Below are 26,041 nucleotides of genomic sequence, written 5' to 3'. Positions count from 1 at the left end.
GCCTCCGTCAGCGGGAGGCCGCCGGCAGGGGGGCGCCGGCGGCCGGGGCCGGGCGGGTCCCGTGGTGGGAGCGGCCGCGGACCTGGAAGACGAGCAGGGCCAGGGCGCCGGTCGAGGCGGACCAGGCGAGCGAGAGCAGGACCTGGGGCCACGGGGCGAGGGAGGTGAAGGCCGCCGTCAGCGCCGACTGGTTCGCGCCGTACAGCGGCAGGGCGGTCAGCCCGGCCAGGTCCACGACGTTGAGGACCGGGTTCTGCAGTCCGGTGTCGACCAGGCTGAGCATGATGACGAGGAAGAACCCCTCCAGCTCACCGCGCACCAGCGCGCCGAGCAGGAGGCCGATGCCGCCGTACACGAGGCCGGCGCCGAGGACGGCGAGGGCCAGGAGGCCCGGCCGCCGCACGGGCAGGGAGCCCCACAGCACGGCCGTGGTGTACAGGGCGAGGACCGCGGCGACCAGGGCCGCGGCGGTGACCTTCGCCGCCAGCATGGGGAGCCGGGGGTAGCCGGCCAGCAGGAGCCGGCGGTCCGTCTCCCCGGCCTTGAAGGTCTCCATGAACATCATGAACCCGGTGACCAGGGTGACCGCGGCGAGGGCGTTGGCGACCTGGCTGACGTGGTTCGCCGGGGCGAGGACGGCGGTGCCGGCGGAGTCCAGGGGGAAGCGCACCGCCCGGTCCGAGGCGCACAGGCGCGCCACGGCGATCCAGGCGGGGATGAACGCGACCGCCAGGAGCACGGCCATCCGGTTGCGGAGGTGGCCCCGCAGGGTGCAGCGCAGCATCTCGGTGAACGCCGTCCGGTGGAACCTCATCGGCTGAGCTCCTCGATGTCGAGGCGGCCCCCGCGCAGGTGGCCCACCGCGTCGAAATGGTGCAGGTCGTGCAGGAGGTGCGAGACCACGACGATCGACCGGCCCTGGTCGCGCAGGCGGGTGGCCAGGGCCCAGAAGCGCTGGTGGGTGTCCCAGTCGAAGCCCTGGTACGGCTCGTCCAGCACCAGCAGCTGCGGGTCGTGCATCAGGGCGAGCAGCAGGTTCAGCTTCTGGCGGGTCCCTCCGCTGAGCTCCCCGGACCGCCGCCGCCCGCAGTCGGCGAACGCGAGGAGGTCCATCAGCTCGTGGGCGCGCTCCAGCGTCGGCAGCCGGTAGGCCACCTGGAACAGCCGCAGGTGCTGTCCGACGGTGAACGAGTCGTTCAGCACGGCGTGCTGCGGGCAGTACCCCACCGCCCCGCTCCGCTCCACCGTCCCCCGGTCGGGCCGCATCTGCCCCACGGCGATCCGGAGCAGGGTGCTCTTGCCCGCGCCGTTCTCGCCGACGATCCCGACCAGGGCACCGGGAGGTACGTCGAGGCCGGCGCCGCGCAGGACCTGCCTGCCGCCGTACGCCTTCCACACGTCGCTGATCCGCAGCCGCGGCGGCTGCTGCGTCGACTCCGTCCGCACGTCGCGCCTCCCGGTCAGCGAAGGATGTAGAGGGAAGCGGCGAGGGCGAGGGTGTACCACTGCTCCACCAGGCGGTAGGTGTGCTGGTCGCTCCGCCGCCCGCGCCGCAGCACCACCCGGAACGCCAGCAGCAGGCTCAGTCCGCCCAGCACGGCGTCGGTGGCGAGGACCCACCAGTGCGGACCGGCGGGCGCCATCAGGAAGTGGTGGATGGCGAGGGGGCCGAGGGCGAAGCCGGCGCAGAGGAAGACCCGGGTGTTCCACTCCCCGAAGACCAGCGGCATGGTGGAGCGGCCGACCGCGCGGTCGCCGGTGATGTCGCGGAGGTCCTGGACGGACATGAGGAGGGTGACGGTGACCGTCAGGGTCGCGATCCAGCGCCAGGCGTCCGGGGTGACGGGGGCGACGATCTCCCAGGCGGCCGCGAGCTGGGCGACGACCCCGATCCCGGCGTAGAGGTTCCTGCCCAGCCAGTGGCGCCCCCACCCGCACTCGTGCTGGAGCAGTGAGAGGACCTGCCACAGCAGGGCCCACTCCAGCACGCCCAGGCAGTAGCCGTAGACGGGGAAGGCGACCCGGACGGCGATCAGGCGCAGCCGGGCGCCCCTGATGCTGCTCCGGCCGGAGACCAGCGGCCGGAGGGGCTTGTTGACGCGGTCCTCCTCGACGCCGACGAGCTGGTTGGCCAGGGTGTGCTCGTAGACGAAGAGCCAGAAGTACAGCGTGCCCAGGGCGACGGCCACCGCCGTCTCCCCCGGGGACAGCCGGGTGTGCACGGCGGCCGCCAGGACGAAGCAGGTGGCCGGGAAGATCGTGGTCCAGCGGTCGGAGCGGATGAAGAGCCAGCTCAGGTGGATCTCGCGCCAGACGGTCCGCCACACCGTCCCGCGTGTGCCCGTCGTCATCGTCGTCATCGCTCGGCTCCGTGCTTCCTGTCCGGGTGGGCGTCCGTCCGACCGTTCCCCGGTGCTCATGCCGTCCGGCGCACGGCCGCCTCCGCCACGTTCGCCAGCGTGCGGACGACGTCGGGGGGAAGGGCGCCGCGGCGAGGGCGGCCAGGGCCTGCTGGTACCGCTCCTCGATCATCCGCTCGACCGCGGCCCGGGCCCCGGTGTCCGTGAGGATGCCGCGGACCTCGGCCGCCTCCCGCTCCCCCAGGAGCGGATCGCCGATCAGCTCCCGCAGCCGGTCCGCCTGGGCGGGCGAGCCGGCGCGCACGGCGTGGGCGACGAGACTGGTGCACTTCCCCTCGCGCAGGTCGTCCAGGTGCGACTTGCCCATCCGCTCCGGGTCCCCGAACACCCCGAGCACGTCGTCCCGGAGTTGGAAGGCCTCCCCGAGGGGCACCCCGTAGGCGGTGCACGCGTCCATGACCCGCTGGTCGGCACCGGCCAGGGCGGCCCCGACCTGCAGGGGGCGCTCGACCGTGTACTTGGCCGTCTTGTAGCGGACGACGGTCAGCGTCGTCTCGACGTCCACCCCGAGGTCGCCGGTGGTCAGGAGGTCCAGGTGCTGGCCGGCGATCAGCTCGCTGCGCGCCAGGTCGACGCAGCGCAGCACGGCGACCCGGTGGGCCTCGGGCATGAGCGTGGTGTGGAGGAGTTCGTCCGACCAGACGAGGGCGAGGTCGCCCACCAGGATGGCGCCGCCGAGGCCGAACTGCTCCGCGGTCGACGGCAGGTGGTGGTGGTCGGCCAGCCGCCGGTGGACCGTGGGCCGTCCGCGGCGGCTGCTGGCGCCGTCCATGATGTCGTCGTGGATCAGGGCGCAGGCGTGGGCCAGCTCGATGGAGGCGGCCAGTCTGACGGCCTGCCCGGGGTCCTCCCCGCCGCCCGCCGCCCGCCACCCGGCGACGCAGAGCAGCGGACGGATCCGCTTGCCGGCGTCGAGGAAGTCGCGCAACAGCATGGCCAGCGCCGCCTGCCGGGGCACCGACGCGGTGTCCGCCTTCTCCGTCAGGAACTCGCGCAGCAGGTCGTCGATGGCCGCGCGGGGAGCGAAGAAGTCGGACCCGACTGTCAGCGTTTCGGCAATCATAAAATCGCATCCCTGGATCGGCGGCTGGCTCGTACGCCCTCACGAGCCGGTGGCGTGGCGCATGCAGTCGACGGCGTTCACGGGTGGCGTGGGCGGCGCCGGGAAGCGCCCTCCGGCGGCCGGACCGGCGCGTCTGCCCCGTCCGCCCGCGAGCAGACGCCTCCCAGCAAACCCGGAATCGCAGAAATTCACCACAACCCAGACAGGGCGTACGGAAGCGCAGATCAGGGTGGTTTCACTACCGAACGCTCCGCTATGCCCCCACGCCCGCCGACGGACGGCCCGCACCGTACGGCGGGCGCCGGGCGGTGAGCGCCGTACGGGGGCGGGGCCCTCACACCGTCCGGTGCAGCAGGAACGCCAGCAGCGCGTCGAGGTCGCGGGAGGCGCCGGGGGCGAGGGGCACGCCGCGCAGGCAGCGGCGGGCGGCGGCCAGCTGCCGCCGCGCCTCGCCCAGGGCGGCGTCGCGCCCGCCGGCCCGCTCGACGAGGCAGGCGGCGCGGGCGGCGGTGCGGTCGTCGAGGGCGCCGGCCGGGCCGGGCGCGTCGAGCAGGGCGGCCAGTTCGCGGGCGGCGGGGGTGTCGGCGGCGAGGGCCGCGAGGACCGGGTACGTCTTCTTCCGCCGGCGCAGGTCGCCGTGGACGGGCTTGCCGGTCACCGCCGGGTCGCCCCAGACGCCCAGCAGGTCGTCGACGGCCTGGAACGCCACACCCAGGTGCCGCCCGGCCCGGTCCAGGGCGGTGACCGTCGTGTCGGGCGCTCTGCCGAGCAGCGCCCCGAGGGCGGCCGCGCAACCGAGGAGGGAGCCGGTCTTGTGCTCGGCCATCGCCCGGTACGCGTCGGGCCGCACCGCGTCGGGGCCGGTCCAGGGGCGGTCCTCGAAGCACAGGTCCTCCGCCTGGCCGCGCACCAGGTCGGTGAGCGTCCCGCTCAGGCGCCGCACGGCCGGGCCGGTGTGCGCGCCGGGCACCTCGGCCAGGGACTGCACGGCGAGCGCGAACAGGGCGTCGCCGGCGAGGACGGCCGGGCCGGTGCCGTACGCCCTCCACACCGTCTCGCGCTGCCGGCGCACCGTGTCGCCGTCCATGATGTCGTCGTGGAGCAGCGAGAACGCGTGGACCAGTTCCACGGCCACGGCGCCCGCCACGGCGACCCGCCCGTCCGCTCCGACCGCCTCGGCGCCCAGCACGGCGAGGGCCTGGCGGACGCCCTTCCCCTCGGACGCGCCGGGGGCGGGCGTACCGGTCACGTCGCTCCAGCCGAGGCAGAACGCGGCCATCTCCCCGGTCCACGGGTGGAGCCGCCCGACGGCTGCGGCGAGCGCGGGCCGCACGAGGGCCCGGCAGCGCAGGAGGAGCGCGGCGGCGCCGGCGTGCGCGCCGGGGGCCGGGTCCGCGCCGGGGGTGCCGGACCGGGCGCCCGCCCCGGGCGCGGCCGTCGTCGCCGGGATCGGCAGCGCGCTCATCGCCCCGTCCCCTCCCCGGCGGCGGGCAACGGCCCCACGCCCAGCTCGGCGGCGGCCTTCTCCACCATGTCGCGGGCGTGCCGCAGCCCGATCCGGTCCAGGACGCCGCGCAGCTCCGCCAGCTCGGCGGCGGTCTCGGCGGCGTCGCGGCCCAGCCGGGCGCGGGACTTGGCCAGGCCCAGCCGGGACAGCGCGGTGCCGCGCGGCTCGTCCATGGCGCGGAACCCCTCCAGCGCCCGCGCGTACGTGTCGCGCGCCTCCTCGTACCGGCCGGCCCGGTACAGGACGTTGCCGCGCATCTTGTGGTTGTACGACAGGGCGCTGGACAGCTTCATGTCGCGGCACACCGCCTCGGCCTCCGACAGCAGCCGCAGCGCCCGCTCCACGTCCCCGTCCCGCACGGACACCACGTCGGCGATCCCCCGCAGGGCCCACGCCCAGCCGCGCCGGTCCTCGGCCCGCTCGGCGGTCTCGGCGGCCTCCTCGAACAGGGCGAGCGCCCTGTCGTACGAGCCGGTGTTGCGGTGCATCTGGGCGATGCCCTCCAGCGCCCACACGGTGTGCCGGGCCTCTCCGCGCCGCCGGGCCTCGGCGAGGAGCTGCTCGTGGAGCTCGCCGACGGCCTGGTAGTCGCCCTGTATCCGCCCGGTCTCGGCGAGGCCCGCGAGGGAGTAGCCGCGGACGACGACGTCCCCGCCGCGCTCGCCCATGTCGGCGGCGAGGCGCAGCAGCCGGTACGCGAGGGCGAGGGCGCCGCGCTGCCGGGCGAGGGTGCCGCCGCTCCACAGGGCCCATGCCATGGCCCCCGCGTCCCCGGCGTCCCGCGCGGCCCGGTAGCTGGCCTTCCACGCCCGGTCGGCGTCCTCGACGCGTCCGAGCCGCCGGTACGCCTCCGCGACCGCGAGCCCGCACCGCGCCGCCTCCCGCCGCTCCCCGGCGGCCTCGGCGTCCCGCACCCCCCGGACGCCGCGGTCCAGGACCTCGGTCAGCGACGAGTTCACCGACAGCGACCCCAGGGCTCCCTGATACTCGGGGGCGAACGCCTTGCCCCCCACCGCGGGGCCTGCCGTATCCGGTATCCGACGCACAGTCACATCCATTCCGCCGTCCAGTTCTTACCGGTCAAGACGGTATGAGCGGCCGGAGGTTCCACGAGTCCCCCGCCATGTGGGTCCTGCCTCGTACCTGAGGAGTACGCGGACACGCAGCGTCATCACGGAGGCGTACGGGAGCGGGCGGAGGGCGACTTCCGGCGGATCGGCACGGGAAGGGCTTTCGGCCGATAGGGTTCCGGTTGAGGGGATCGTGTGACGCACCGCACATCCATGTGAGGGGCCGTCGGGGTGCGTCCCGTCGCGGCCGTGCATCCGGGGGGCCACGTGCACGAGATGGTCAGGGGCGCCAACGTCGGACTGACGGCGCTCGGGGAGGACGTCGGCTCGGTGGTGCTGAGCCTGGGCTGGAGCAGCCCGACCGGGGAGGGCGACGCGGACGTCTCCGTACTGCTGCTGAACGCGGAGGGGAAGGTGCGCGGCGACGCCGACTTCTACTTCTACAACCACCCCGTGGCCGCGGACGGCAGCGTGCAGCTCCTCGGCAAGACGCCGGGTGCCGACGGCAGCGAGGACCGCATCAGCTTCGACTTGGACGCCGTCCCGGCCGAGGTCGAACGGGTCGTCGTGGCCGCCAGCCGCTACGGCGGCGCCCGCTTCGGCGATCTCGACGACGTGCGGCTGACGCTGGCGGACGGGTCGGGGGAGACGCTGCTGCGGTTCGCGGTGGACGACGCCGGAGCCGTGAGCGCGTTCATCTTCGGCGAGCTGTACCGCCGTGCCGGCGAGTGGAAGTTCCGGGCGGTGGGACAGGGGTACGCGTCGGGGCTGGCGGGCCTGGCGGCGGACTTCGGCGTCGACGTCGAGGACGACGAGGCGGAGGAGGCGCAGGCGGAGGCACAGGCGGAGGCGGAGGCGTGCGCCGACGGGCCGGCGGCGCCGGCCGGGGCGGCCGCGCCGGTGGTGGTCCCGGCGCCGAGGGGGACCCCGCGACGCGGCGGACACCGCCCCGCCGGACGGACCGGCCCGGCGGGGCGGGCCCGCGCGGACCCGCCCGCGCACCGCCAAGAAGAAGGTCACCCTCCCCAAGGCGCCGAGGAGGTCGCTCGCCGAGAACGACGCGTGGCGCACCGCCAGGCTCTTCCCCGCCCCGGCGCTGAGGAGCGACCGCGAGCGGGAGGTGCGGGCGACGTCCGTGCTGCTGTCCGTGATGGCGCAGGTCCCGGAGTTCGGGCGTCGGCTCACCGCCGGGTTCGGGGCGCCGGCCGGGCGGATGGAGACCTTCACCGAGGTGTCGCTGCCCCACGGGGAGACTCCGAGGCGCCCCGACGGGGTCGTCCGCGTCGAGCGGGCCGGCAAGCTCTGGACGGCGCTGGTCGAGACGAAGACGAACGGCAACGCCCTCAGGTCCGAACAGGTCCAGGCGTACATGGACATCGCCGCGCGGCGCGGCTACGAAGCGGTGCTGACGCTCTCCAACGACGTGGCGCTGGAGGGCAGCCCGCTGGTCGACGTCCGCACGGACCGGCGCCGCAGGCACAGGGTCGCCCTGTGGCACCTGTCCTGGGCGGAGGTCGCGCACCAGGCGCAGATGCTGATCCGCCACGAGGGCGTCGGCAACGCCGCGCACGCCTGGCTCCTCCACGAGCTGCTGCACTACCTCCAGCACGAGAACTCGGGCTGCCACGGCTTCCAGAACATGGGGGCGGCGTGGGTGCCGGTGCGCCGCGCGATCGACGAGGAGACCCTCTGCCAGGGCGACCCGCGCGCCCTGGAAGTGGTGGAGAGCTGGGAACGGCTGGTGCGCCAGGTGTGCCTGCGCCTGGGCGGCGAGCTGGGGCAGAAGGTGCTGCCCGTGCAGCGGGGCCGGCGCGGTGTCGACCCCGGGGCGCGCCGGAGGGCGCTGGCCGACCGGTTGTGCGCGGAGGGACGGTTGCACGCGGAGGCGCGCGTCGACGGCACGCCGGGGGTCCTGGTGTTCGTGGCGGACCTGCGGACGCAGAAGCTCCGTACGTCGATCGAGGTCGACGCGCCGGCCCAGGGCTCTCCGCTGACCTGGGCGAAGCGCCTGGTCCGGCAGCTCGCGACGGCGCCGGCGGACCTGCACGTCGAGACGCTCGCCGAGGGCGGGGGCCCCGGCCCCCGCGGCACCCTGGAGCACCTCCGGCCGGAGCCCGGCGACCTGCTCCCGAAGGACGGCGGCCGGATCACCGGCTTCCGCCTCTCCCTGTTCAAGGGCATGGGCACGGGTCGCGGCAACGCGGAGACGGGCTTCATCCGCAGCGTCGACCAGGCCGTGGACCGCTTCCACGCCCAGGTGGTCACCGCCCTCGACACCCGCTCCGCCCGCCGTACCGCCGTCCGTACCGGGGAGCCGTCGGGGGTCTGACCCGCGACGGCCCCGCCTCACCCCACCAGGGCGTCGACGTCCAGGTGGCCGAGGCGGCCGGGGTCGGTGAGGAGGTCCAGGCACGTGACGCGGGAGCCGTGGATCGTGAAGGACATCACCGAGACCACCCGGCCCTCCGACACCGCCAGGACGCCCGGAGCGCCGTTGACCAGGACCGGGTGGGCGGCCTCCGCGAGGCGGGCGAAGACCACGGCCTGGGAGGCGACGGTCGCCGCGCCGCGGCGCAGCACGCTCGGGCGCAGCGTGCCGCCGTCGGAGCGGGCCACCACGTCCGGGTCCAGTACGGCGAGCAGGGCGTCCAGGTCCCCGCCGCGGGCCGCGGCCAGGAACGCCTCCACCACCTCCCGGCGGCGGGCCGCGTCGCCGTCCGGCGGGGGCGCCGCCGTACGGACGCGGTGGCGGGCGCGGTCGGCGAGCCGCCGCGCCGACGCGGCCGTACAACCCAGCGCCTCCGCGACGTCCTCGGGCGGTACCGCGAACAGGTCGTGCAGCACGAACGCCAGCCGCTCGGCCGGGGCCAGCGTGTCCAGCACGATCATCAGGGCGAAGCCCACCTCGTCGGCGACGAGCGCCGCCTGTTCGGGAGCCGGCCCGGACGCCCGGCTCACGACCGGGTCGGGCAGCCGCACCCGTCCGTCCTCGCGCAGGAGCGGCTCCTCGCGGCGGGCCGCGCGGGCGCGGAGCCGGTCCAGGCAGACCCGGGCGACGACCGCGGTGAACCGGCCCCCGGGGTCCCGCACGTCGCCCCCCGCGTCGCCCTCGCCGGCGCGGTCCAGCCGCAGCCACGCCTCCCGCACCGCGTCATCCGCCTCGCCGAGCGACCCCAGCAGCCGGTAGGCCACCGCCCGCAGCCGCGGCCGGTGCTCCTCGAACCGCCGTACCGACACCGTGCTCCCACCCATCGTCACGCACCCCCGCGCACCGGATCGTCCTGCCGCCGTGAGGACCATACGGCGCGCGGGCCGGTCGCGGCAGGCGGTCTGCGGAAGGCCACCCCCGGTGGCAGCGGAGGGGGCGGAACCGGCGCGGCGGGCGTCCCCCTTTTTTCGCTGATCGCGCTCAGTGAGTATGCTCGGCGACATGTCTGAGACTCCGACCATCCCCATGGGGATACGGCAGCAGCGCAAGCAGCGGACGCGGCAGGCGCTCCTCGCGGCCGCGCGGCGGGTACTGGAACGGCGCGGCACGAACGGCCTCACCACGCGGGAGGTCGCCGCCGAGGCGGGCGTCGCCGCCGGAACCTTCTTCGTCCACTTCCCCGACCTCGGCACCCTGGTCGAGACCCTCCTCGACGAGCACGTCGGCCGCGCCCTCGACACCGCCCTGGCCACCCTCCCCGAGGACGGCGACCTCGTCGCGCGCCTGGTGCACGTCGCCGCGGAGCTGTACGACAGCTACGACCGGCAGCCGGAGCTGTCCCGCCAGTACCTCTCCGCGTCCCTCTTCCACCACCACCCCGACGGCCCCACCGAGCGCCGCATGGCGGAGTTCCGCGTCTGGGTGGCCGGCGAGTTCGCGCGGGCCGGCGGGGCCGGGACGGCCCCGCCGATCGACCCGGAGGCGGCGTTCACCGCGTACTTCTCCCTCTACTTCGGCATCCTCGTCGCCGGGCTCCGCGGCGAACTGGACCGCGCCGACCGGGTCCGGCTGCTCGAAACGACACTGCGGCGGGTCGTCGGCACGGCGGGGGAGGGACGGGCGTGAGGATCCTCGTCGCGGGCGGCGGCATCGGCGGACTGGCCGCCGCGCTCGCCCTGACCCGCACCGGCCACGACGTCACCGTCGTCGAACGCGCCCCGCGTCCCGGGCCCGCAGGCGCCGGCATCATCCTGGCGCCCAACGCCCTCCACGTGCTCGCCGCGCTCGGCGTCGACGCGGCGCCGCACAGCCTGCCGCTGCCGTCGATGGACGTGGCGGCGGCGGACGGGACGGTGCTGCGGCGCGTCGAGCCCCAGAACCTCGGGGGCGGGTACGGGCACATCCGCGCCCTGTCCCGCACGGCCCTGCACACGGCGCTCCTGGAGGCCCTCCCGCCGGGTGCCCGGCCCGTCCACGGGCGGGCCGTCGCGTCGCTGCGCTCCACGGGCACCTCGGTGGCCGTCCGCTTCGAGGGCGACGCGCCGTCCGCGCCGGGAGGGACGTACGACCTGGTCGTGGGCGCCGACGGCATCCGCTCCACCGTCCGCGCGCACGCCGCCGCCCGCCCGCCGGCCCTCCGCCACAGCGGTGCGACCTGCTGGCGCGGCCTCACCGACAACCCGGGCGTGGCCACGGCGGTCGAGTCCTGGGGCCCCGGCACCACGTGCGGGCTCGTGCCGCTGCCCGGCGACCGGCTGTACTACTACCTCGTCCGCTCCGCCCCGCGCCGGGCGCCCGCGCCCGGGTGGCCGGACGGGTTCCGCCGCGTCTTCGCCCACCACCGGGGCGCACCGGCCCGCCTCCTCGACTCGCTGACCGGGCCGCCGCCCCTCCACCACGACCTGGAGGAGCTGGACGCCCCGGTGTGGGGACGGGGGCGGGTGCTGCTCGTGGGCGACGCGGCCCACGCGATGACCCCGAACCTGGGGCAGGGCGCGGCGATGGCCGTCGAGGACGCGTACGCGCTGGCGCTGGCCCTCCGCCCGGGGGCGGAAGGCGCGTCGGACCGGTACCGCGCGCTGCGGCACCGCCGCGTGCGCGCGGTGCAACTGGCCTCCCGGCACGGCGGGACGGTCGCCCGCTGGCGCAACCCGGTGGCCCGCGTCCTGCGCGAGACGGCGCTCCGCCGCATGCCGGCCGGGCTCGCCGAACGCCGGTACCGGGAGCTGGTCGACCCGGCGCTCGCGCTGCTGCGCCACCCGGCGGCGTGAGGACGGCGCCGGGCGGCGGTCGGCCGGGCGGCACCCGACGGGGTGCGCCGGGCGGCTCAGCCGGTCCCGGGGCGGTGCGCCGGGCGGCTCAGGACCGCGCCGCGGCCCGCCTGCACGGCCTCCACCGCCGCCTGGTGCAGCGCGCGGCTCTCCTCCTCGGAGGAGCACGGCACGGGGCTGCCGGCCATCGTGTACCAGTCGGAGCCGCCGCTGTACTGGACCGCGACGTCCGCCTCGGTGCCGTGCCAGGTGGTGTGCACGCTCAGGTTGCCCGTGAGCACCCCCAGTTCCACGGTGCGGACACCCCCCGTGCCCGAGAAGACGTTGACCGTCGTCCACGACGCCCAGCCGGTCATGCCGCACCCCTTTCGCCGTACCGCGTGGCTCGCCGGAGGGACGGTGGCGCTGGCCGGGGCCGAAGCCGGAGCACGGGGCCGGTCCAGCGCCTCCCGGGAGGGCCGGAGAGCGTTCGTCGGTCCTAGCAACCACCATGCGCCGGGCGCCCGGGCGGCGTCGACCGGAGGGCGCGGCCCCCCGCGGGGTCTGCGCGCGGCGGTCCCCGCGGCGGTCCGCCGGCCGGGCGGCCCGGCCGTTCCCGCGCTCCGGCCGCACGCGGGGCGTATATCCCGCCGGAACGAGGGGACCCGGAGAGTCAGGGACACGCAGCCGCGAGCCACGAGGATGGGGTGTACGCGTATGACGACCCGCCACATGACGCGAACGCGAGCACGGCCGAACCGGATCGGCGTCCGCCCCGCGGAGGAGGTCGAGTCGGCGTACCGCTCCGTCGCCGCCCGGGCCCCCGTACGGCGGGACCCCGCCGGCGGGCCCGCGCCGGGCCGTCACGTCCCGCGGAACGCCGGACGCGCGCCGGAGCCGGACCCCCGGCGGGAGGGGGCGGGAGAGGGCGCCGCTCCCGGCGGCACCGGGGCCGAACCGCCCGACACCGTGTCCGAGGGAGCCGCCGCCGCCTACCGGTGGGCGCTGGCCCGCGAGGGAAGCGGACCGGTCACGGGCGTGCCCACCCGCGAGGTGCCAGCCCTGTGGCGGCTGACCGCGGAGGCGGACGCCGCCGCGGTGCTGCTCGACGACCCGGTGTGCCCGCCGCGGGACCGCGCGTACGCACAGGGGGTGCGCGACGTACTGGCCTGGCTGTGCGGGCAGAGCGACGAGCACGCCGTGTGACCGACCGGTCCGCACGGCCCCCCGCCGCCCCCCGGCGGGGCCCGGGGGCTCCCGGCGCGGCCCCCGGGGCCCCGGCGGCTCCGCGAGCCCCTCGCCGCCCCCGGTGGGGCTCCGCCGCCTCCCGCCGCCTCCGGTGGGGCTCCGCCGCCTCCCGCCGCCTCCCGCCACCTCCCGGGGCTTCTCAGCGGTCCGCGGGCGCTCCGTCCCCCGTGCCGTCCGGCTCCATCCGCGACCGGGTCCGCAGCTCCTCGTTGAGCCGCTGGGCCTCCTCCAGCTGGTCCTCGAGGATGATGATCCGGCAGGCCGCCTCGATGGGGGTGCCCTGGTCGACGAGTTCGCGGGCCCGCGCGGCGATCCGCAGCTGGTAGCGCGAGTACCGGCGGTGACCGCCCTCCGACCGCAGCGGGGTGATCAGCCGGGCCTCGCCGAGCGCGCGGAGGAAGGCCGGGGTGGTGCCGATCAGCTCCGCGGCACGGCCCATGGTGTAGGCCGGGTAGTCGTCGTCGTCGAGGTTGTCGGCGGGGTGGTGCCGCGCTCCTGGAGCCATGCGCGCCTTTCGTCCTGGGCGTCCGGTCGAGGCCGGTCTCACGAGCGGGGTGTGCCTCGCGCGGGAACGGTAGCCGCCGCGAGCGGTGAATGTCTATTCCGGCCGGTGCAGATTTCCGTCGGACCGGGCGGCAGATTTCCTCCGCCGCGAAAACCACCTGCCCGAATTCCGTGCGGATGCGAAATCCGCGTGCTAGTGTCGTAGCCAGTTGCAGTTGTGGTTCCCAGAGCTTCAAAGTGCCCCCTCGCCCCACGGCGGAGGAGCACTTTTGTGTGGCCGGTTCTTTCGATCCGGCGCGGGGCAATCATCGCGGCGACGCGAGGCTCGCACGGTGCGGGTCCAGAAATTCCCCGTGAGGAGAAGAATTATGGCTACTGGCGTAGTGAAGTGGTTCAACGCGGAAAAGGGCTTCGGCTTCATCCAGCAGGACGGTGGCGGTGCGGACGTGTTCGCCCACTACTCGAACATCGCGACCAACGGGTTCCGCGAGCTGCAGGAGGGCCAGAAGGTCACCTTCGACGTGACGCAGGGCCAGAAGGGCCCGCAGGCGGAGAACATCGTCCCCGCCTGACGACGAGGCGTTCCGACGCCGCCGGGGCCCGCACCTTGGGTGCGGGCCCCGCGCCGTTCCCCGGCGCCGCCGCCCGGCCGAGGCCGGGCGTGCCGCTGCCCGCCCGGCTGCATCGAGGGCCGTGAATTCCTCGATATCGTATTGAGGAACACTCCATGACCCGTACGTCCCCTGTCCGGGGCCACCACCCGGGAACCCGGCAGACCGCCGCGCCGGCCCGCCGAGCGACGGCCGGCCAGCCCGAGAGCACGTCGGCATCGGCCAAGTCGGCGAAGTCCGCGGCGGCCTCCGCGACCTCGACATCGTCCAAGTCGCCGAAGTCCTCCAAGTCGGGCTCCCGGACGCAGTCCCGCCGCCGCCCCGCCCCGCCCCCGCCCGGTGACTTCACCCCGCCGGTGACTCGTACCCCGCCGCTGCCGCCCGTCGCGGCCTTCGCGGACCTCGGCCTTCCCCCCGCGCTGCTGCGCGCTGGAGGCCGAGGGGGTGACGGCGCCGTTCCCGATCCAGGCGGCGACCCTCCCGAACTCCCTCGCCGGCCGCGACGTCCTGGGCCGGGGGCGTACCGGCTCCGGGAAGACCCTCGCGTTCGGCCTCGCGCTCCTCGCCCGCCTCACCGGCGTCCGCGCCGAGCCGAAGCGCCCGCTCGCCCTGGTCCTCGTCCCGACGCGGGAGCTGGCGCAGCAGGTGACCGACGCGCTCACCCCCTACGCCCGGCCGCTGAGGTTGCGACTGGCCACGGTCGTGGGCGGCGTGTCGATCGGCAGGCAGGCGGGCGCGCTGCGGGGCGGCGCCGAGGTCGTCGTCGCGACTCCGGGCAGGCTCAAGGACCTCATCGACCGCGGCGACTGCCGGCTGGACCGGGTGGACGTCACCGTGCTGGACGAGGCGGACCAGATGGCGGACATGGGTTTTCTGCCGCAGGTATCCGCGCTGCTCGACCAGGTGCACCCCGACGGGCAGCGGATGCTGTTCTCGGCGACCCTGGACCGCAACGTCGACTCCCTCGTGCGGCGCTACCTCCACGACCCGGTCGTCCACTCCGTGGATCCGACGGCGGGAGTGGTGACGTCGATGGAGCACCACGTGCTGCACGTCCACGAGACCGACAAGAACGCCACGGCCACCGAGATCGCCGCGCGCGACGGCCGCGTGATCATGTTCCTGGACACCAAGCACGCCGTCGACCGGCTCACCAAGCACCTGCTCAAGAGCGGTGTGCGGGCCTCCGCGCTGCACGGGGGCAAGTCCCAGCCGCAGCGGACCAGGACACTGGCCCAGTTCAAGGAGGGGCACGTCACGGTGCTCGTCGCCACGAACGTCGCCGCGCGCGGCATCCACGTCGACGACCTCGACCTCGTCGTGAACGTCGACCCGCCCGCCGACCACAAGGACTACCTGCACCGCGGCGGCCGCACCGCCCGCGCGGGCGAGTCCGGCAGCGTCGTCACCCTCGTCCTGCCGCACCAGCGACGCGACATGGACAACCTGATGAGCCACGCGGGCATCCGCCCGAAGACGGCGTCGGTGCGGTCCGGCGACGCCGAACTGACCCGCATCACCGGCGCCCGCACGCCGTCGGGGATACCGGTCGTCATCACGCCCCCCACGCCCCCGGCCCGGGAGCCCGGCGCTCCGGACTCCTCGACCCGCCGCCGGTCCGGAACGCGCCGCCGCCCGCGCCGCACGCCGCACCGGCGGTGACGCCCCGCCGCGCCGCGGCGCGCCCGTCCCTCCGCCCCGACCCCGTGAGGCAACCATGCGCTGTGTGATCGCCCGCTTCCCGTTCGACTTCGTGACGAGCGAGGTGGAGGCGCTGATGGCGGACGTCCGTCCGGAACCGGCGGTCGGCCCGTGTGCGGTCATCGGCCGCCGCACGTACCCGGTCAAGCAGGTCGGGGAGGTCATCACCCGCCAGGACCGCCGCGACTTCACCGCCCTGGAGATGACCAGGGTGCTGCGCCGCCTCGGCTTCACCTGCGTGACCCAGGCCCCGGCGCCCGCCACCGGCCTGCCGGACTGACCCGGCCGGCCGCGGGGGCGCCGACCGTCCGGCCCGGCCGGGCGGCCGGCGCCCCTCAGCCGTCGGTGTAGCTGAAGTCGCCCACCGTCCAGGCGCTCACGTCCTCGATGGCCACGCGGTACATGCCGCCCGTCTCCGGGATGCCGAGCGTGCCCTGGAGAATCCTCGCCACGTGGAAGTGCAGGTGCGTCGGTGCCCTGTCGCGCGGCGGGCGCGGGCCCTCCGCGGATGGCGCGAACGCCCCCGCGAACCCGCCCAGCCGCTCCGAGTCCCGCAGGACCTCCGCCACCCGCTCCCGCCACGCGGCCTCGGGAGCGAGCCGTCCCGTGACGACCGCGCCGTCGACCACGACGGTGAGCGACATCTGGTTGGACCGCTCCGACTCGACGGTGGCCGCGACAGCCACGAGCAGTGCGTCAGGCTTCGTCATGCCCCGAACCTACAAGCCCGGGCGCCCGAACGGGATGCCCCCGCACGCGTCGTTTCCGGCCGGACCGCCCGTCAGGAGCCGTCGCGCCGGGGTCCTTCCTCCGGTCGCCGCCCTTCGGACGCCGACTCGCTGCTCTCCAGCCAGGACCCTGCCGGGCCCGCCGGCTGCGTCGTGTCGACACTGAGGTGCAGCAGCGTCCCGCCCTCCGGCCCGGCGGGGTAGCTGCGCTGCTCCGTGGAGGCGAAGCAGCGGCGCACCACCTCCGCCACCCTGCGGGCCACCTCGGGCGTCGCCGCGACGATCCGTACGTCGGCGTGGCCCCCGGAGGGCAGCTCGTTGTCCTCGTGCACGGCGATCTCCTCGGTACGGCGGCGGGGGACTTCGGAACGCGGCGGCGCCGGGCGGACCTCGCGCCCCGCCGCCCCGGTGCGCGGGCCCCGGGCGACGTACGCCCCGGTGGAGGGCCCGCGGCGTCCCTTCCCGCAGACTACGCGGTCCGCTCCCGGCCGGTCACCCGCCCGGCACCCCGCCACCACCGTCCCCGCTCCGCCCTCACCGGTCAGGCGCCCCGCAGCCGCCGCGGCGGCCCCCACGCCTCCCGTACGACACCGTGCCAACGCCACTCGGATCACCCCGTCCGGCACCTTCCGGACCGCCCCGACCTCCGGCGCGGGAGGCCGAACGGCGGGCCGGACCGGCCGCAGGACCGGCCCGAGCCCGCCGTACGGCCCGAACCCCCCGGGCGCCCGGGCGGACGCACGGGCGGGCGGAACCGCTGGCACCGGACACCGCGGTCCCGTGCCGCCTCCCGGCCTTCCGGCGCCGGTCCGGTGGCCGAGCGCGGGCCGGGAGCGCGGCACCGCGGTCCGCCGGGCGACCGGCGCGCCGACGGCGGGGGAAGGCGGCCCGGACGCAGCCTTCCCCCGCCGCCGGGGCCGGGAATCGGCGAGCGGCCCGCGGACCGAGGGGGACGGCCTGCCCTGCGACGGAGTACGGACACGGGGGAGGCGGCGGTGAGCGGCAACCAGCCCGGAGACGACGGGCGGACGGCCCCGGACGGCCGGCCGACGGGCGGGCGCGCACCGGGCTCGGAGGCCGTCCGCCGCCCCGGGGGCGGGCACCTCCGGGCCACGTACGACGGCGCCCGGACCGGTCCGCGGCCGGCCGGTCCGCCCGCGCCTCCGGGTCCGCCCGGCGCGCCGCCCGGGCGGGGGTGGCGAGCGCCGCTCCCGCCCGCCGGCGCCACCGCTTGAGCCGTCCCGGCGGCGGGTAAATAGAATCGGCTCTCATGTCTAAGCCTGACGAGTTGCTCGTCGACATCGCCGCCAAGGTCGAGTCCGGGCAGAGCAACCAGATGTCCCTGAGCGTGGTCGCGGGTGGGGCCGTCATCACTGGCCGACTGGCTCCCGAAGCGGTGTGGCGGCAGCGTGTGTCGGAGGTCCTGGCGGACTCGGCCCGCCTGGGCGAGTTCGCCGGAGCCTTCAGCACGTCGGTACCGAAGGAGGGCCCGCCGACCCATCTGCACTTCCACGTCGCCCGGATCCTGCAGGGGCCGGTGGGGATCCCGGAGACGGGCGGGATGTACCGCGTGGCCATCGAGGACGTGAGCGCCTGGACGGTGGGCGACTTCAGCTACTCCGACCACTGACCCGCCGTCACCGCGGCGGGCCGCGCGCACGGCACGCCGAAGGCCCGACCGGAACGCGCCGGTCGGGCCCCCACCGCTGTTCGGAGGCGGCCCGCGTCCGCCCGTCGGTCAGGCCGACGCGGGAGCGCCGAGCAGGGCGGACGCCCGCTGGAGCGGGGTGACGTCCGCGGAAGCGGCCCGAGGGGCCGGCCGGCAGGCGAAGCCGAGGCGGGTCATGGCCCGTACGACCTCACCGGCGCTGAAGTCGCGGCGGTCCTGGCGGATGATGGCCGCGCCCACCTGCTTGACGGGGTACCGGCGGCGTCCGATGGTCACGGACTCCCCGGTGACCGGTTCGGGCCCGACGCCCTTCATCGTCTCCAGCACACCGGCCTTCGTCAGGTGGAACGGGAAGCGGGCGATGACGCAGCGCATGGGACCTCACAGGGGAAGAGGGAGAGGAGCGGCGGGGCGGGACTGCGTTCGGGCCGCTGTCACGAAGGGCTCCTGCGGAAGGGGCGCCTGCTGGTGCACGGGGTTCAGGCGGCCGGGCCGAGAGCGGGCCGGGGAGGGACGGCGCGGCGCGCCGCCCGGGAGGGGCGGTGGCGCCTCGGGCGGGAGGCGGTGCCGCGCCCGGGGCGCTCGGTCGCGGGCACCGTGATGACGACCGGTATCCCCGACGGCGTGCGGGCGCCGGTGATGCGGGTCAGTTCGGCGTCGCCGGACCGCACCGACGCCGTCTTCGGGCGGATGCCCGCGTGGCTCATCAGGTTGTCCATGTCGCGTCGCTGGTGCGGCAGGACGAGGGTGACGACGCTGCCGGACTCGCCCGCGCGGGCGGTGCGGCCGCCGCGGTGCAGGTAGTCCTTGTGGTCGGCGGGCGGGTCGACGTTCACGACGAGGTCGAGGTCGTCGACGTGGATGCCGCGCGCGGCGACGTTCGTGGCGACGAGCACCGTGACGTGCCCCTCCTTGAACTGGGCCAGTGTCCTGGTCCGCTGCGGCTGGGACTTGCCCCCGTGCAGCGCGGAGGCCCGCACACCGCTCTTGAGCAGGTGTTTGGTGAGCCGGTCGACGGCGTGCTTGGTGTCCAGGAACATGATCACGCGGCCGTCGCGCGCGGCGATCTCGGTGGCCGTGGCGTTCTTGTCGGTCTCGTGGACGTGCAGCACGTGGTGCTCCATCGACGTCACCACTCCCGCCGTCGGATCCACGGAGTGGACGACCGGGTCGTGGAGGTAGCGCCGCACGAGGGAGTCGACGTTGCGGTCCAGGGTCGCCGAGAACAGCATCCGCTGCCCGTCGGGGTGCACCTGGTCGAGCAGCGCGGATACCTGCGGCAGAAAACCCATGTCCGCCATCTGGTCCGCCTCGTCCAGCACGGTGACGTCCACCCGGTCCAGCCGGCAGTCGCCGCGGTCGATGAGGTCCTTGAGCCTGCCCGGAGTCGCGACGACGACCTCGGCGCCGCCCCGCAGCGCGCCCGCCTGCCTGCCGATCGACACGCCGCCCACGACCGTGGCCAGTCGCAACCTCAGCGGCCGGGCGTAGGGGGTGAGCGCGTCGGTCACCTGCTGCGCCAGCTCCCGCGTCGGGACGAGGACCAGGGCGAGCGGCTGCCGGGGCTCGGCGTGCCGGCCCGCGGTGCGGGCCAGCAGGGCCAGTCCGAAGGCGAGCGTCTTGCCGGAGCCGGTGCGGCCGCGGCCCAGGACGTCACGGCCCGCGAGGGCGTTGGGCAGGGCCGCGCCCTGGATCGGGAACGGTACGGTCACGCCCTCGGCCCGGAGCGCGGCGAGCAACTGCTCCGGCACGGCGAGGTCGGTGAACGCCTCGACGGCGGGCAGCGCGGGGGTGAGCGTCCGGGGGAGCGCGAACTCGCCCCGCACCGCGGCGGGCCGGCGGGCCCGGACGCCGGATCGCCCGGAGCGGCCGGAGGCCGCCGGTCCGGAGCGGTCGGCGTTCCGGCCGGAGCCGGTGCCGCCGTCGCGGGCGCGGAAGCGGTCGTTCGTACGTGTGCGGTTCATGGGAACCTTCCTTGATACGGCACGTATCAAGGAATTCCCGCCCCGGACAGGCGGCGCGGAGAATCGCGAGAACGGGCCGAATGGAACCCGGGGGCGAATCTGGTCGGCAGGGGGTCCATGCGGACACAGTCGCGGAACCGGGCGGGGTGGTGTGGGGGAGGGATCCGGGTTGGCAGCGGTGCGGCCCGGAGGCGTCCTATTTCGGCGGGCCGCGGGCTCCGGAATTTCCTCGTACGTTCCGGGATTCCTCCGTACGCGGCGCCGCCGCGGGGAACGCGTACGGCCGGGGCCCGCACCCCGAAGGATGCGGGCCCCGGCTACGTGGTGCGCGTCGGCGTCAGGCGGGAACGATGTTCTCGGCCGTCGGGCCCTTCTGGCCCTGCGCGATCTCGAAGCTCACCTTCTGGCCCTCCAGCAGCTCGCGGAAGCCCTGGGCGGCGATGTTCGAGTAGTGGGCGAACACGTCGGCGCCGCCACCGTCCTGCTCGATGAAGCCGAAGCCCTTTTCCGCGTTGAACCACTTCACGGTGCCAGTGAGGTTTTCTCAGCGGAATGATCTCCGCGAAGCGGGCTGATCGATGCATGTCCGGGTGGATCGGGCCAGGCGGCCCCGGCTCTGGACAGACGTAAAGCCCCTGGTAGGAACAGGTCTGCCAAGATCATGTCCGCTGAACCAGAGGCTTTACGTTGGTCACCTATGTTGCCACGCTCGACGTCCCGCGCCCTGTCGTGGAGTATCTGTCCCGCTTGCTGGCCGCGCACCGGCGGCGCATCGGCACGCCGAAGGGCTCGCGGGCGCTGGGCCCGTTCCGCCAGGCCGTGCTGGTGCTGCGCTGGTTTCGCGAGCGGGGGTGTGTGCACTGTCTGGCCCGTGACGCCGCAATCTCCCAGGCCACCGGCTACCGCTACCTGCACGAAGGCATCGACGTCCTCGCCGAGAAGGCCCCGGACCTGCACGAGGTCCTCTCCCGCTGCCGACGCGCCGGCATGACACACGTGATCCTCGACGGGACGCTCATCCCCTGCGACCGCGTGGCCGGCGTCCGTGAGAACGGCAACGACCTGTGGTTCAGCCAGAAGCACAAGGCATTCGGTGGGAACGTCCAGTTCCTGTCCGCTCCGGACGGCACCCCGCTGTGGGTCTCCGACGTCGAACCCGGCTCGACCCCTGACATCACCGCCGCCCGCACCCACGCCCTGCCCGCCTTGTACAAAGCAGCGGCCAGCGGCCTGCCGACCCTGGCGGACAAGGGTTACACCGGCGCGGGTATCGGCATCCGCGTCCCCGTCCGTCGCCCGAAGGGCAAGTCGGAACAGGCACTCCACGCCGACACCCGCATGTTCAACGCCCTGGTACGGCACGTGAGGGCGCTGGGTGAGCGCACCGCCGCCGAACTCAAGCAGCGATGGCGCACCCTGCAGCACGTCACGCTCAGCCCCAACCGGATCGGCGACATCGCCCGAGCCGCCCTCGTCCTCAACGAAATCTGGAAGTGAACACCGCTGAGAAAACCTCAGTAGCCATGTCATATCTCCTTCGGGGTGCAGCGGACCCGCACTGCGCGGATTCCGCGTCGCCGAGATGATTGACCCGTCCGGAAAACGACCGGAAATAAAAAAGCAGTCCCAGTGAGGTTTTCTCAGCGGAATGATCTCCGCGAAGCGGGCTGATCGATGCATGTCCGGGTGGATCGGGCCAGGCGGCCCCGGCTCTGGACAGACGTAAAGCCCCTGGTAGGAACAGGTCTGCCAAGATCATGTCCGCTGAACCAGAGGCTTTACGTTGGTCACCTATGTTGTCACGCTCGACGTCCCGCGCCCTGTCGTGGAGTATCTGTCCCGCTTGCTGGCCGCGCACCGGCGGCGCATCGGCACGCCGAAGGGCTCGCGGGCGCTGGGCCCGTTCCGCCAGGCCGTGCTGGTGCTGCGCTGGTTTCGCGAGCGGGGGTGTGTGCACTGTCTGGCCCGTGACGCCGCAATCTCCCAGGCCACCGGCTACCGCTACCTGCACGAAGGCATCGACGTCCTCGCCGAGAAGGCCCCGGACCTGCACGAGGTCCTCTCCCGCTGCCGACGCGCCGGCATGACACACGTGATCCTCGACGGGACGCTCATCCCCTGCGACCGCGTGGCCGGCGTCCGTGAGAACGGCAACGACCTGTGGTTCAGCCAGAAGCACAAGGCATTCGGTGGGAACGTCCAGTTCCTGTCCGCTCCGGACGGCACCCCGCTGTGGGTCTCCGACGTCGAACCCGGCTCGACCCCTGACATCACCGCCGCCCGCACCCACGCCCTGCCCGCCTTGTACAAAGCAGCGGCCAGCGGCCTGCCGACCCTGGCGGACAAGGGTTACACCGGCGCGGGTATCGGCATCCGCGTCCCCGTCCGTCGCCCGAAGGGCAAGTCGGAACAGGCACTCCACGCCGACACCCGCATGTTCAACGCCCTGGTACGGCACGTGAGGGCGCTGGGTGAGCGCACCGCCGCCGAACTCAAGCAGCGATGGCGCACCCTGCAGCACGTCACGCTCAGCCCCAACCGGATCGGCGACATCGCCCGAGCCGCCCTCGTCCTCAACGAAATCTGGAAGTGAACACCGCTGAGAAAACCTCAGTGGAACAGGAGCCGACTGGGACGCTTGAAATGTGGGAACCACAACTGCAACTGACATCGACAGTAGCACGTTTCGGCGTCCCGTGCGGGTCGGGAATTTATGTCCTGTCGTTGCGGTGAAAAACCTCACCGTGCGATCCGTTGAAACCTCGCCCCGCCGGGGCAGATATCGATTCGCCCGTGCGCGGCGTTTCGGGGAGGCCGCGGACGGGAGCGCGCCGTCCCGGCGACCACACCGGCGCCTTCGTCCGGCACCCCGGGCAGGTCGCGGACCGGTGGTGCGGAAGGGACGCCCCCGGAGCCGGTCGCTTCCGCGGCCGGCCGCGTCCGTGCCGACCCGGCTTGCCCGGCGAGCCGGGACGCACACGGGTCACGACGGTCCGCGGGCACCCGGACGACGAACGAGGCCGGTCACCCCCGCCGGGTTTTCGTTTGTCGCCCTGCCGGACGGCGGCGCCCTCGTCGCGTTCGTCGACGAACACCTCGCCGGTTACGGCGTCAGGGACGTGGACATCGTGCCGATGGGCCACGTCCTCACGCGCACCCGGTGACCCGTGCGGGCCGGACCGGTGGCCGAACGCCGGGGCGGGAGCGTCGACCGGGGCGCACCCGGCCCGGCCCCGCCGCCCGGTCGGCCCCGGCCCGTGGGCGTGGTACGGGCTGCCGGCCCACCGGCCGGGGACCGGTGGCGGTCGCGAGCGGGCCGCGCCGGGGCCCGGTCGCGCCGCCGGTCGCGCGCCCCACCCGTCGCGGTCGCCGACCCGGGGGTACGGGCAACCGGCGCCCGGACCCGGGGGCCGGACCGGTGTCCCCACCAGGGTGCTCTCGTCGCCCTGGTCTACCCCCGCCGGCACGACACGCTCGCGCGGATCGCCGCAGGCTTCGGCATATCCGTCGGCACCGCCCACGCCTACGTCACCACCGTCGTCCGGCACCTGGCGGACAAGGCACCGGGACTGCTGGAAACCCTGCGGGAGGCGAACCCCGAGTACGCGCTCTTGGACGGCACCCTCGCCGAGTGCGACCGGGTCGGCGACGGACGAGCCGACTACTCCTCCAAGCACAAGCGGCACGGTGTGAACGTGCAGGTCATCACCGGTCCCGCCGGAGAGATCCTCTGGCTTTCACCGGCACTGCCGGGCCGGACCCACGACCTGACGGCCGCCCGCACCCACAAGATCATCCGAATCTGTGAACACCGAGGAGTCCCGATCCCGGCCGACATGGCCTACACCGGTGCAGACGACCGGGTCACCACCGCGAAGCGCCGCCCGCCCAACGGCGAACTCACCCCCACCGGGCGGACGGTCAGCCGAGCCCTCTCCGCCGCCCGGGCACCCGTCGAACGCGGAATCGTCCGCTTGAAGTCCTGGCGGATCTTCCGACGCGCCCGCTGCAGCCCCAACCTCATGGCCGTCGTCGCCAAAGCCGCCCTCACCGTGGAGGCAACGCTGAAAATGCTCATCAAGTGGGACGGCTTTTCAGCTAGATTCGTCCTGATGTTCGCTCTTGTGCGGCCGTCGGCCTCGGTGCACGTAGGTGTACTTCCCGAGGCTCCTCACGGGGTCTGGCCAGCGTCGTCGACGATGCCGCTGGCCACGAGTGCCACGGAAGACACGACCGTGCCCTTCTTTCCCCAGGCGCTGTCTTCCAGCAGTACGGTCCGTTCGCCCAGGAGGCGGGCCGTGCTCTTGTCGAAAATCCATTCCCTGCGCTCGCCGGCGTGCACGCGGACGACGGCGACGCCGCGTCGTCCTGCGGCGTCCACGGCCTCCGGCGCGACGTCTACTCCGGGGATGAGGGCAGCGGCCCGGTACAGGGCGGCGGTGAGCTCCGGGCCGGCGGCACCGCTGCGCAACAGATCGCCGATGGCGACGAAGGACTGCTGGTCCGGTCCCGTCGTGGAGCCCGAACCGGCGCCGTGGTTCTTTTCGGCATCGTCGCGGATCACCTCCAGCAGAGCTTCGGGATCGGTGGGCAGGGTGGAAAGGAAACCGTACGTCGGCGAGTTGAGGTTTCCCCCGCCCTCGGAACCCGGAAGCACACGGTCCTTCCCTTCCTTGCGTTGCAGCGTGCTTTCGCCGCCGTCCACCGACGTCCACTGCTCGATGTCCTCGCTCTCGCGCAGGAGAGCCATCTGCCCGTTCTGGTTCTCGGACAGCACCGATGTGTGGCCGACCGTCTTGACGTACACGTACTGCCCGGCGCGTGCCTTCTTCCCGGGCGTGGCGTTGGCGGCCAGGGCTGCCCTCTCAAGCAGGTGGACCGATGCCGCGGTGGCCGGGGACGTCTGTCCGGGTCCACCGGAAGTGCCGGAGCCCATGCCGAGAACGACGACGGCGGCACCGGCGGCCACGGCGGTTCCCAGCACCAGGACCATCCGCCGACGCAGCCGCGGGGCGGGACGGTGAGACCGCACCCCGGCCTGGCGGTCGACCTCGCTCAGTAGGTGCCGGCGACGGGCCCCCACACGTCCGGCGGGGAGTTCCGGGTAGGACGGCGCCGGCAAAGCCTCCTGTGCCTGCTCACGCTCGAACCGCTCCCGCTGCTCCGCGTTCATCGTGTCCCCCTCCTGCGGGAAGGGTGGGTCGTGGCCACCCCGCTGTCGGATATGTGTCGGCTGCGGCGCCGTGGTCCCACACTGTGCACATCGGCTGCCAGTTCTTCCTCGACGAGTCCGCGCAGCTTTTCCCTGGCCCTCGAGAGCCGGGACCGTACGGTGCCGACCGGAACCCCCAGTGCTTCGGCGGCGGCTGCGTATCCAAGGTCGGACCAGGCGACCAGGGTGAACACCTCGCGCTCCGTTCGCTTCAGGCGCCGCAGTGCTCGGGCGACGGCGGCCAGCCGCTGACCGTCGGCCATCTGCCCGACAACTTCGTCGGAGAAGTCGGGCAGCGGTTCCGGGAGAGGCAACCGGGACATCGCTTCCCGATGCCTGCGGGCTGCCCGGGCCGTGTTGCGCATCACGTTGGTCGCGATGCCCAGCAGCCAGCCGCGGACGCTGCCGACTTCCTCCGCCAGCTTGTCGCGCAACCGCCACGCCTCAAGGAAGGTGAGGGACATGACGTCCTCGGCGACGGTCCGGTCGCCCGTCGTCCGGACGGCGTGGGCGTAGACGACCCGTGCGTGCTCGTCAAAGATCTCGCCGAACGCAGCCCGATCTCCAGACCGGATCCGTTCGTTCAATGGGAACTCCACAACCACAAGTGTCCGCAGACCCGCCTCGGTTCCACTTACAGCGTCAGGAAGTGAGTGCGATCATGTGATTTGGCATGTCAGGTGTCACCGGATGGCTCCCCACCCGCCTCCCCTGCAACGAAACGGGTCCAGCGGCCATCCGCGCAGCCCCTTGACCTCGTGACCACCTCGATCTTGTGACCATCGCAGACGCGGGCGGAGCCGCACTCGCCGGCGTGGGGACAGTGCGGCGCACGCCCCCGGGGTGGGCATTCCCGCGAGACGGGGCACGCGAGGGCTCCGAGAGCTCCGGACAACAGACAAGGCCCCGGTCACCGACCAGGGCCTTCGCTTTGGAGCGGGTGACGGGAATCGAACCCGCGCTCTGAGCTTGGGAATCACTGGTGCCTACGGCCGCTTTGGAGCTGTGACCTGCTGAAACGGCTGTCCTCGACGTAGGATCGCGCCCCTGCACGGACTGCGGTTGACCGCTGCTCTCCGCTCCACCCGGTGCACTTCTGGTGCGGCCGTGGTGCGCACACCACGGCCGCACCTTCTGATCCGTAGCTCCATGTGGATCGGTCGGTA

The 26,041-nt window shown here is 74.2% G+C and carries 23 protein-coding genes and 4 pseudogenes; 11 read left to right on the top strand and 16 right to left on the bottom strand.

Annotation, left to right across the window (positions count from 1 at the left end; all coding sequences use genetic code 11):
* Nucleotides 1-7: 7 nt before the first annotated feature.
* The 6 genes and pseudogenes from LUW75_RS11735 to LUW75_RS11710 all read right to left on the bottom strand — a co-directional run bounded on the left by LUW75_RS11735 (nucleotide 8) and on the right by LUW75_RS11710 (nucleotide 6,048).
* Nucleotides 8-814, bottom strand: a complete 807-nt coding sequence (locus LUW75_RS11735) for a hypothetical protein (protein ID WP_250335566.1) — start codon at nucleotides 812-814, stop codon at nucleotides 8-10.
* Entirely contained in the window at nucleotides 811-1,413 is a 603-nt protein-coding gene (locus LUW75_RS11730) for an ABC transporter ATP-binding protein (protein WP_250337632.1), read from the bottom strand. The genes LUW75_RS11735 and LUW75_RS11730 overlap by 4 nt, the downstream gene beginning before the upstream one ends.
* Before the next feature lie 47 nt (nucleotides 1,414-1,460).
* Nucleotides 1,461-2,360 carry a UbiA family prenyltransferase gene (locus LUW75_RS11725; RefSeq protein ID WP_250335565.1) on the bottom strand — a complete coding sequence of 300 codons (900 nt, stop codon included), beginning with the start codon at nucleotides 2,358-2,360 and terminating at the stop codon, nucleotides 1,461-1,463.
* 310 nt (nucleotides 2,361-2,670) lie between these two features.
* Nucleotides 2,671-3,354 (bottom strand): annotated as a pseudogene (locus LUW75_RS11720) (polyprenyl synthetase family protein); the annotation flags it as partial.
* Nucleotides 3,355-3,817: 463 nt separating this feature from the next.
* Entirely contained in the window at nucleotides 3,818-4,948 is a 1,131-nt protein-coding gene (locus LUW75_RS11715; RefSeq protein ID WP_250335564.1) for a polyprenyl synthetase family protein, read from the bottom strand.
* Nucleotides 4,945-6,048, bottom strand: a complete 1,104-nt coding sequence (locus tag LUW75_RS11710) for a tetratricopeptide repeat protein (RefSeq protein WP_250335563.1) — start codon at nucleotides 6,046-6,048, stop codon at nucleotides 4,945-4,947. The genes LUW75_RS11715 and LUW75_RS11710 overlap by 4 nt, the downstream gene beginning before the upstream one ends.
* Nucleotides 6,049-6,336: 288 nt before the next feature.
* Here LUW75_RS11710 and LUW75_RS11705 point away from each other — a divergent pair.
* A pseudogene (locus tag LUW75_RS11705) lies at nucleotides 6,337-8,389 on the top strand (TerD family protein).
* 17 nt (nucleotides 8,390-8,406) lie between these two features.
* Here LUW75_RS11705 and LUW75_RS11700 read toward each other — a convergent pair.
* The gene (locus LUW75_RS11700) at nucleotides 8,407-9,312 is read right to left on the bottom strand and encodes a sigma factor (protein WP_250335562.1); all 906 of its coding nucleotides are present in this window, start codon (nucleotides 9,310-9,312) and stop codon (nucleotides 8,407-8,409) included.
* A 178-nt stretch (nucleotides 9,313-9,490) separates the two neighbouring features.
* Here LUW75_RS11700 and LUW75_RS11695 point away from each other — a divergent pair, with 178 nt between their 5' ends.
* Together LUW75_RS11695 and LUW75_RS11690 are read left to right on the top strand one after the other, a co-directional pair.
* Nucleotides 9,491-10,114 carry a TetR/AcrR family transcriptional regulator gene (locus tag LUW75_RS11695; protein ID WP_250335561.1) on the top strand — a complete coding sequence of 208 codons (624 nt, stop codon included), beginning with the start codon at nucleotides 9,491-9,493 and terminating at the stop codon, nucleotides 10,112-10,114.
* Complete coding sequence (locus LUW75_RS11690; RefSeq protein WP_284453827.1) at nucleotides 10,111-11,259, top strand: FAD-dependent oxidoreductase; 1,149 nt, start codon at nucleotides 10,111-10,113, stop codon at nucleotides 11,257-11,259. The genes LUW75_RS11695 and LUW75_RS11690 overlap by 4 nt, the downstream gene beginning before the upstream one ends.
* Before the next feature lie 56 nt (nucleotides 11,260-11,315).
* Here the strand turns inward: LUW75_RS11690 and LUW75_RS11685 are convergent, their stop codons facing one another.
* Nucleotides 11,316-11,615, bottom strand: coding sequence for a hypothetical protein (locus LUW75_RS11685; RefSeq protein WP_250335560.1), 300 nt, complete (start codon nucleotides 11,613-11,615; stop codon nucleotides 11,316-11,318).
* 355 nt (nucleotides 11,616-11,970) lie between these two features.
* On the opposite strand from LUW75_RS11685, the gene LUW75_RS11680 reads away from it, so the two are divergent.
* Nucleotides 11,971-12,444, top strand: coding sequence for a hypothetical protein (locus LUW75_RS11680; protein ID WP_250335559.1), 474 nt, complete (start codon nucleotides 11,971-11,973; stop codon nucleotides 12,442-12,444).
* Between the two features lie 181 nt (nucleotides 12,445-12,625).
* Here LUW75_RS11680 and LUW75_RS11675 read toward each other — a convergent pair whose 3' ends face one another.
* Entirely contained in the window at nucleotides 12,626-12,991 is a 366-nt protein-coding gene (locus LUW75_RS11675; RefSeq protein ID WP_250335558.1) for a MerR family transcriptional regulator, read from the bottom strand.
* 367 nt (nucleotides 12,992-13,358) lie between these two features.
* Here LUW75_RS11675 and LUW75_RS11670 point away from each other — a divergent pair, with 367 nt between their 5' ends.
* From LUW75_RS11670 to LUW75_RS11660, 3 genes and pseudogenes are all read left to right on the top strand, one after another.
* Nucleotides 13,359-13,562: a cold-shock protein gene (locus tag LUW75_RS11670; protein ID WP_250335557.1), complete on the top strand. Its 204-nt coding sequence runs from the start codon at nucleotides 13,359-13,361 to the stop codon at nucleotides 13,560-13,562.
* A 155-nt stretch (nucleotides 13,563-13,717) separates the two neighbouring features.
* Nucleotides 13,718-15,263 (top strand): annotated as a pseudogene (locus tag LUW75_RS11665) (DEAD/DEAH box helicase).
* A 55-nt stretch (nucleotides 15,264-15,318) separates the two neighbouring features.
* Nucleotides 15,319-15,582, top strand: coding sequence for an SCO5918 family protein (locus LUW75_RS11660; RefSeq protein WP_250335556.1), 264 nt, complete (start codon nucleotides 15,319-15,321; stop codon nucleotides 15,580-15,582).
* A 55-nt stretch (nucleotides 15,583-15,637) separates the two neighbouring features.
* Here LUW75_RS11660 and LUW75_RS11655 read toward each other — a convergent pair whose 3' ends face one another.
* Nucleotides 15,638-16,012, bottom strand: coding sequence for a hypothetical protein (locus LUW75_RS11655; RefSeq protein ID WP_250335555.1), 375 nt, complete (start codon nucleotides 16,010-16,012; stop codon nucleotides 15,638-15,640).
* Nucleotides 16,013-16,083: 71 nt separating this feature from the next.
* Nucleotides 16,084-16,362: a hypothetical protein gene (locus tag LUW75_RS11650; RefSeq protein WP_250335554.1), complete on the bottom strand. Its 279-nt coding sequence runs from the start codon at nucleotides 16,360-16,362 to the stop codon at nucleotides 16,084-16,086.
* 938 nt (nucleotides 16,363-17,300) lie between these two features.
* Here LUW75_RS11650 and LUW75_RS11645 point away from each other — a divergent pair.
* Nucleotides 17,301-17,660 (top strand): hypothetical protein, encoded by a 360-nt coding sequence (locus LUW75_RS11645; protein WP_250335553.1) that lies wholly within the window; start codon nucleotides 17,301-17,303, stop codon nucleotides 17,658-17,660.
* A gap of 108 nt (nucleotides 17,661-17,768) precedes the next feature.
* On the opposite strand, the gene LUW75_RS11640 is transcribed toward LUW75_RS11645, so the two are convergent.
* The 3 genes from LUW75_RS11640 to LUW75_RS11630 form a co-directional block, all read right to left on the bottom strand.
* Nucleotides 17,769-18,074 carry an SCO5918 family protein gene (locus tag LUW75_RS11640; protein WP_250335552.1) on the bottom strand — a complete coding sequence of 102 codons (306 nt, stop codon included), beginning with the start codon at nucleotides 18,072-18,074 and terminating at the stop codon, nucleotides 17,769-17,771.
* A gap of 104 nt (nucleotides 18,075-18,178) precedes the next feature.
* Nucleotides 18,179-19,663, bottom strand: coding sequence for a DEAD/DEAH box helicase (locus tag LUW75_RS11635; protein WP_250335551.1), 1,485 nt, complete (start codon nucleotides 19,661-19,663; stop codon nucleotides 18,179-18,181).
* A gap of 337 nt (nucleotides 19,664-20,000) precedes the next feature.
* On the bottom strand, nucleotides 20,001-20,189 hold the full coding sequence (locus tag LUW75_RS11630) for a cold-shock protein (protein WP_250335550.1): 189 nt from the start codon (nucleotides 20,187-20,189) through the stop codon (nucleotides 20,001-20,003).
* Nucleotides 20,190-20,350: 161 nt separating this feature from the next.
* On the opposite strand from LUW75_RS11630, the gene LUW75_RS11625 reads away from it, so the two are divergent.
* The 3 genes and pseudogenes from LUW75_RS11625 to LUW75_RS11615 all read left to right on the top strand — a co-directional run.
* The gene (locus LUW75_RS11625) at nucleotides 20,351-21,160 is read left to right on the top strand and encodes a transposase family protein (RefSeq protein ID WP_250333783.1); all 810 of its coding nucleotides are present in this window, start codon (nucleotides 20,351-20,353) and stop codon (nucleotides 21,158-21,160) included.
* A gap of 286 nt (nucleotides 21,161-21,446) precedes the next feature.
* The gene (locus LUW75_RS11620; protein ID WP_250335549.1) at nucleotides 21,447-22,256 is read left to right on the top strand and encodes a transposase family protein; all 810 of its coding nucleotides are present in this window, start codon (nucleotides 21,447-21,449) and stop codon (nucleotides 22,254-22,256) included.
* 814 nt (nucleotides 22,257-23,070) lie between these two features.
* Nucleotides 23,071-23,721 (top strand): annotated as a pseudogene (locus LUW75_RS11615) (transposase); the annotation flags it as partial.
* Between the two features lie 113 nt (nucleotides 23,722-23,834).
* On the opposite strand, the gene LUW75_RS11610 reads toward LUW75_RS11615, so the two are convergent.
* Both LUW75_RS11610 and LUW75_RS11605 read right to left on the bottom strand, forming a co-directional pair.
* A complete protein-coding gene (locus LUW75_RS11610) occupies nucleotides 23,835-24,836 on the bottom strand; it encodes a CU044_5270 family protein (protein WP_250335548.1) in 1,002 nt (333 codons plus the stop codon).
* Complete coding sequence (locus LUW75_RS11605) at nucleotides 24,833-25,462, bottom strand: RNA polymerase sigma factor (protein ID WP_462933721.1); 630 nt, start codon at nucleotides 25,460-25,462, stop codon at nucleotides 24,833-24,835. The genes LUW75_RS11610 and LUW75_RS11605 overlap by 4 nt, the downstream gene beginning before the upstream one ends.
* Nucleotides 25,463-26,041: the final 579 nt, after the last annotated feature.

Source organism: Streptomyces sp. MRC013, from assembly GCF_023614235.1.
GTDB lineage: Bacteria > Actinomycetota > Actinomycetes > Streptomycetales > Streptomycetaceae > Streptomyces.
Note: the sequence above shows the minus strand (reverse complement) of the source record. Positions and strands in the feature narration are given on the sequence as shown.

What these genes read in the sequence shown, in the direction of transcription:
- LUW75_RS11735 (WP_250335566.1), bottom strand. Translation starts at nt 814, where the DNA reads ATGAGGTTCCACCGGACGGCGTTCACCGAGATGCTGCGCTGCACCCTG.
- LUW75_RS11725 (WP_250335565.1), bottom strand. Translation starts at nt 2,360, where the DNA reads ATGACGACGATGACGACGGGCACACGCGGGACGGTGTGGCGGACCGTC.
- LUW75_RS11715 (WP_250335564.1), bottom strand. Translation starts at nt 4,948, where the DNA reads ATGAGCGCGCTGCCGATCCCGGCGACGACGGCCGCGCCCGGGGCGGGC.
- LUW75_RS11710 (WP_250335563.1), bottom strand. Translation starts at nt 6,048, where the DNA reads ATGGATGTGACTGTGCGTCGGATACCGGATACGGCAGGCCCCGCGGTG.
- LUW75_RS11700 (WP_250335562.1), bottom strand. Translation starts at nt 9,312, where the DNA reads ATGGGTGGGAGCACGGTGTCGGTACGGCGGTTCGAGGAGCACCGGCCG.
- LUW75_RS11695 (WP_250335561.1), top strand. Translation starts at nt 9,491, where the DNA reads ATGTCTGAGACTCCGACCATCCCCATGGGGATACGGCAGCAGCGCAAG.
- LUW75_RS11685 (WP_250335560.1), bottom strand. Translation starts at nt 11,615, where the DNA reads ATGACCGGCTGGGCGTCGTGGACGACGGTCAACGTCTTCTCGGGCACG.
- LUW75_RS11680 (WP_250335559.1), top strand. Translation starts at nt 11,971, where the DNA reads ATGACGCGAACGCGAGCACGGCCGAACCGGATCGGCGTCCGCCCCGCG.
- LUW75_RS11675 (WP_250335558.1), bottom strand. Translation starts at nt 12,991, where the DNA reads ATGGCTCCAGGAGCGCGGCACCACCCCGCCGACAACCTCGACGACGAC.
- LUW75_RS11670 (WP_250335557.1), top strand. Translation starts at nt 13,359, where the DNA reads ATGGCTACTGGCGTAGTGAAGTGGTTCAACGCGGAAAAGGGCTTCGGC.
- LUW75_RS11660 (WP_250335556.1), top strand. Translation starts at nt 15,319, where the DNA reads ATGCGCTGTGTGATCGCCCGCTTCCCGTTCGACTTCGTGACGAGCGAG.
- LUW75_RS11655 (WP_250335555.1), bottom strand. Translation starts at nt 16,012, where the DNA reads ATGACGAAGCCTGACGCACTGCTCGTGGCTGTCGCGGCCACCGTCGAG.
- LUW75_RS11645 (WP_250335553.1), top strand. Translation starts at nt 17,301, where the DNA reads ATGTCTAAGCCTGACGAGTTGCTCGTCGACATCGCCGCCAAGGTCGAG.
- LUW75_RS11640 (WP_250335552.1), bottom strand. Translation starts at nt 18,074, where the DNA reads ATGCGCTGCGTCATCGCCCGCTTCCCGTTCCACCTGACGAAGGCCGGT.
- LUW75_RS11635 (WP_250335551.1), bottom strand. Translation starts at nt 19,663, where the DNA reads ATGAACCGCACACGTACGAACGACCGCTTCCGCGCCCGCGACGGCGGC.
- LUW75_RS11610 (WP_250335548.1), bottom strand. Translation starts at nt 24,836, where the DNA reads ATGAACGCGGAGCAGCGGGAGCGGTTCGAGCGTGAGCAGGCACAGGAG.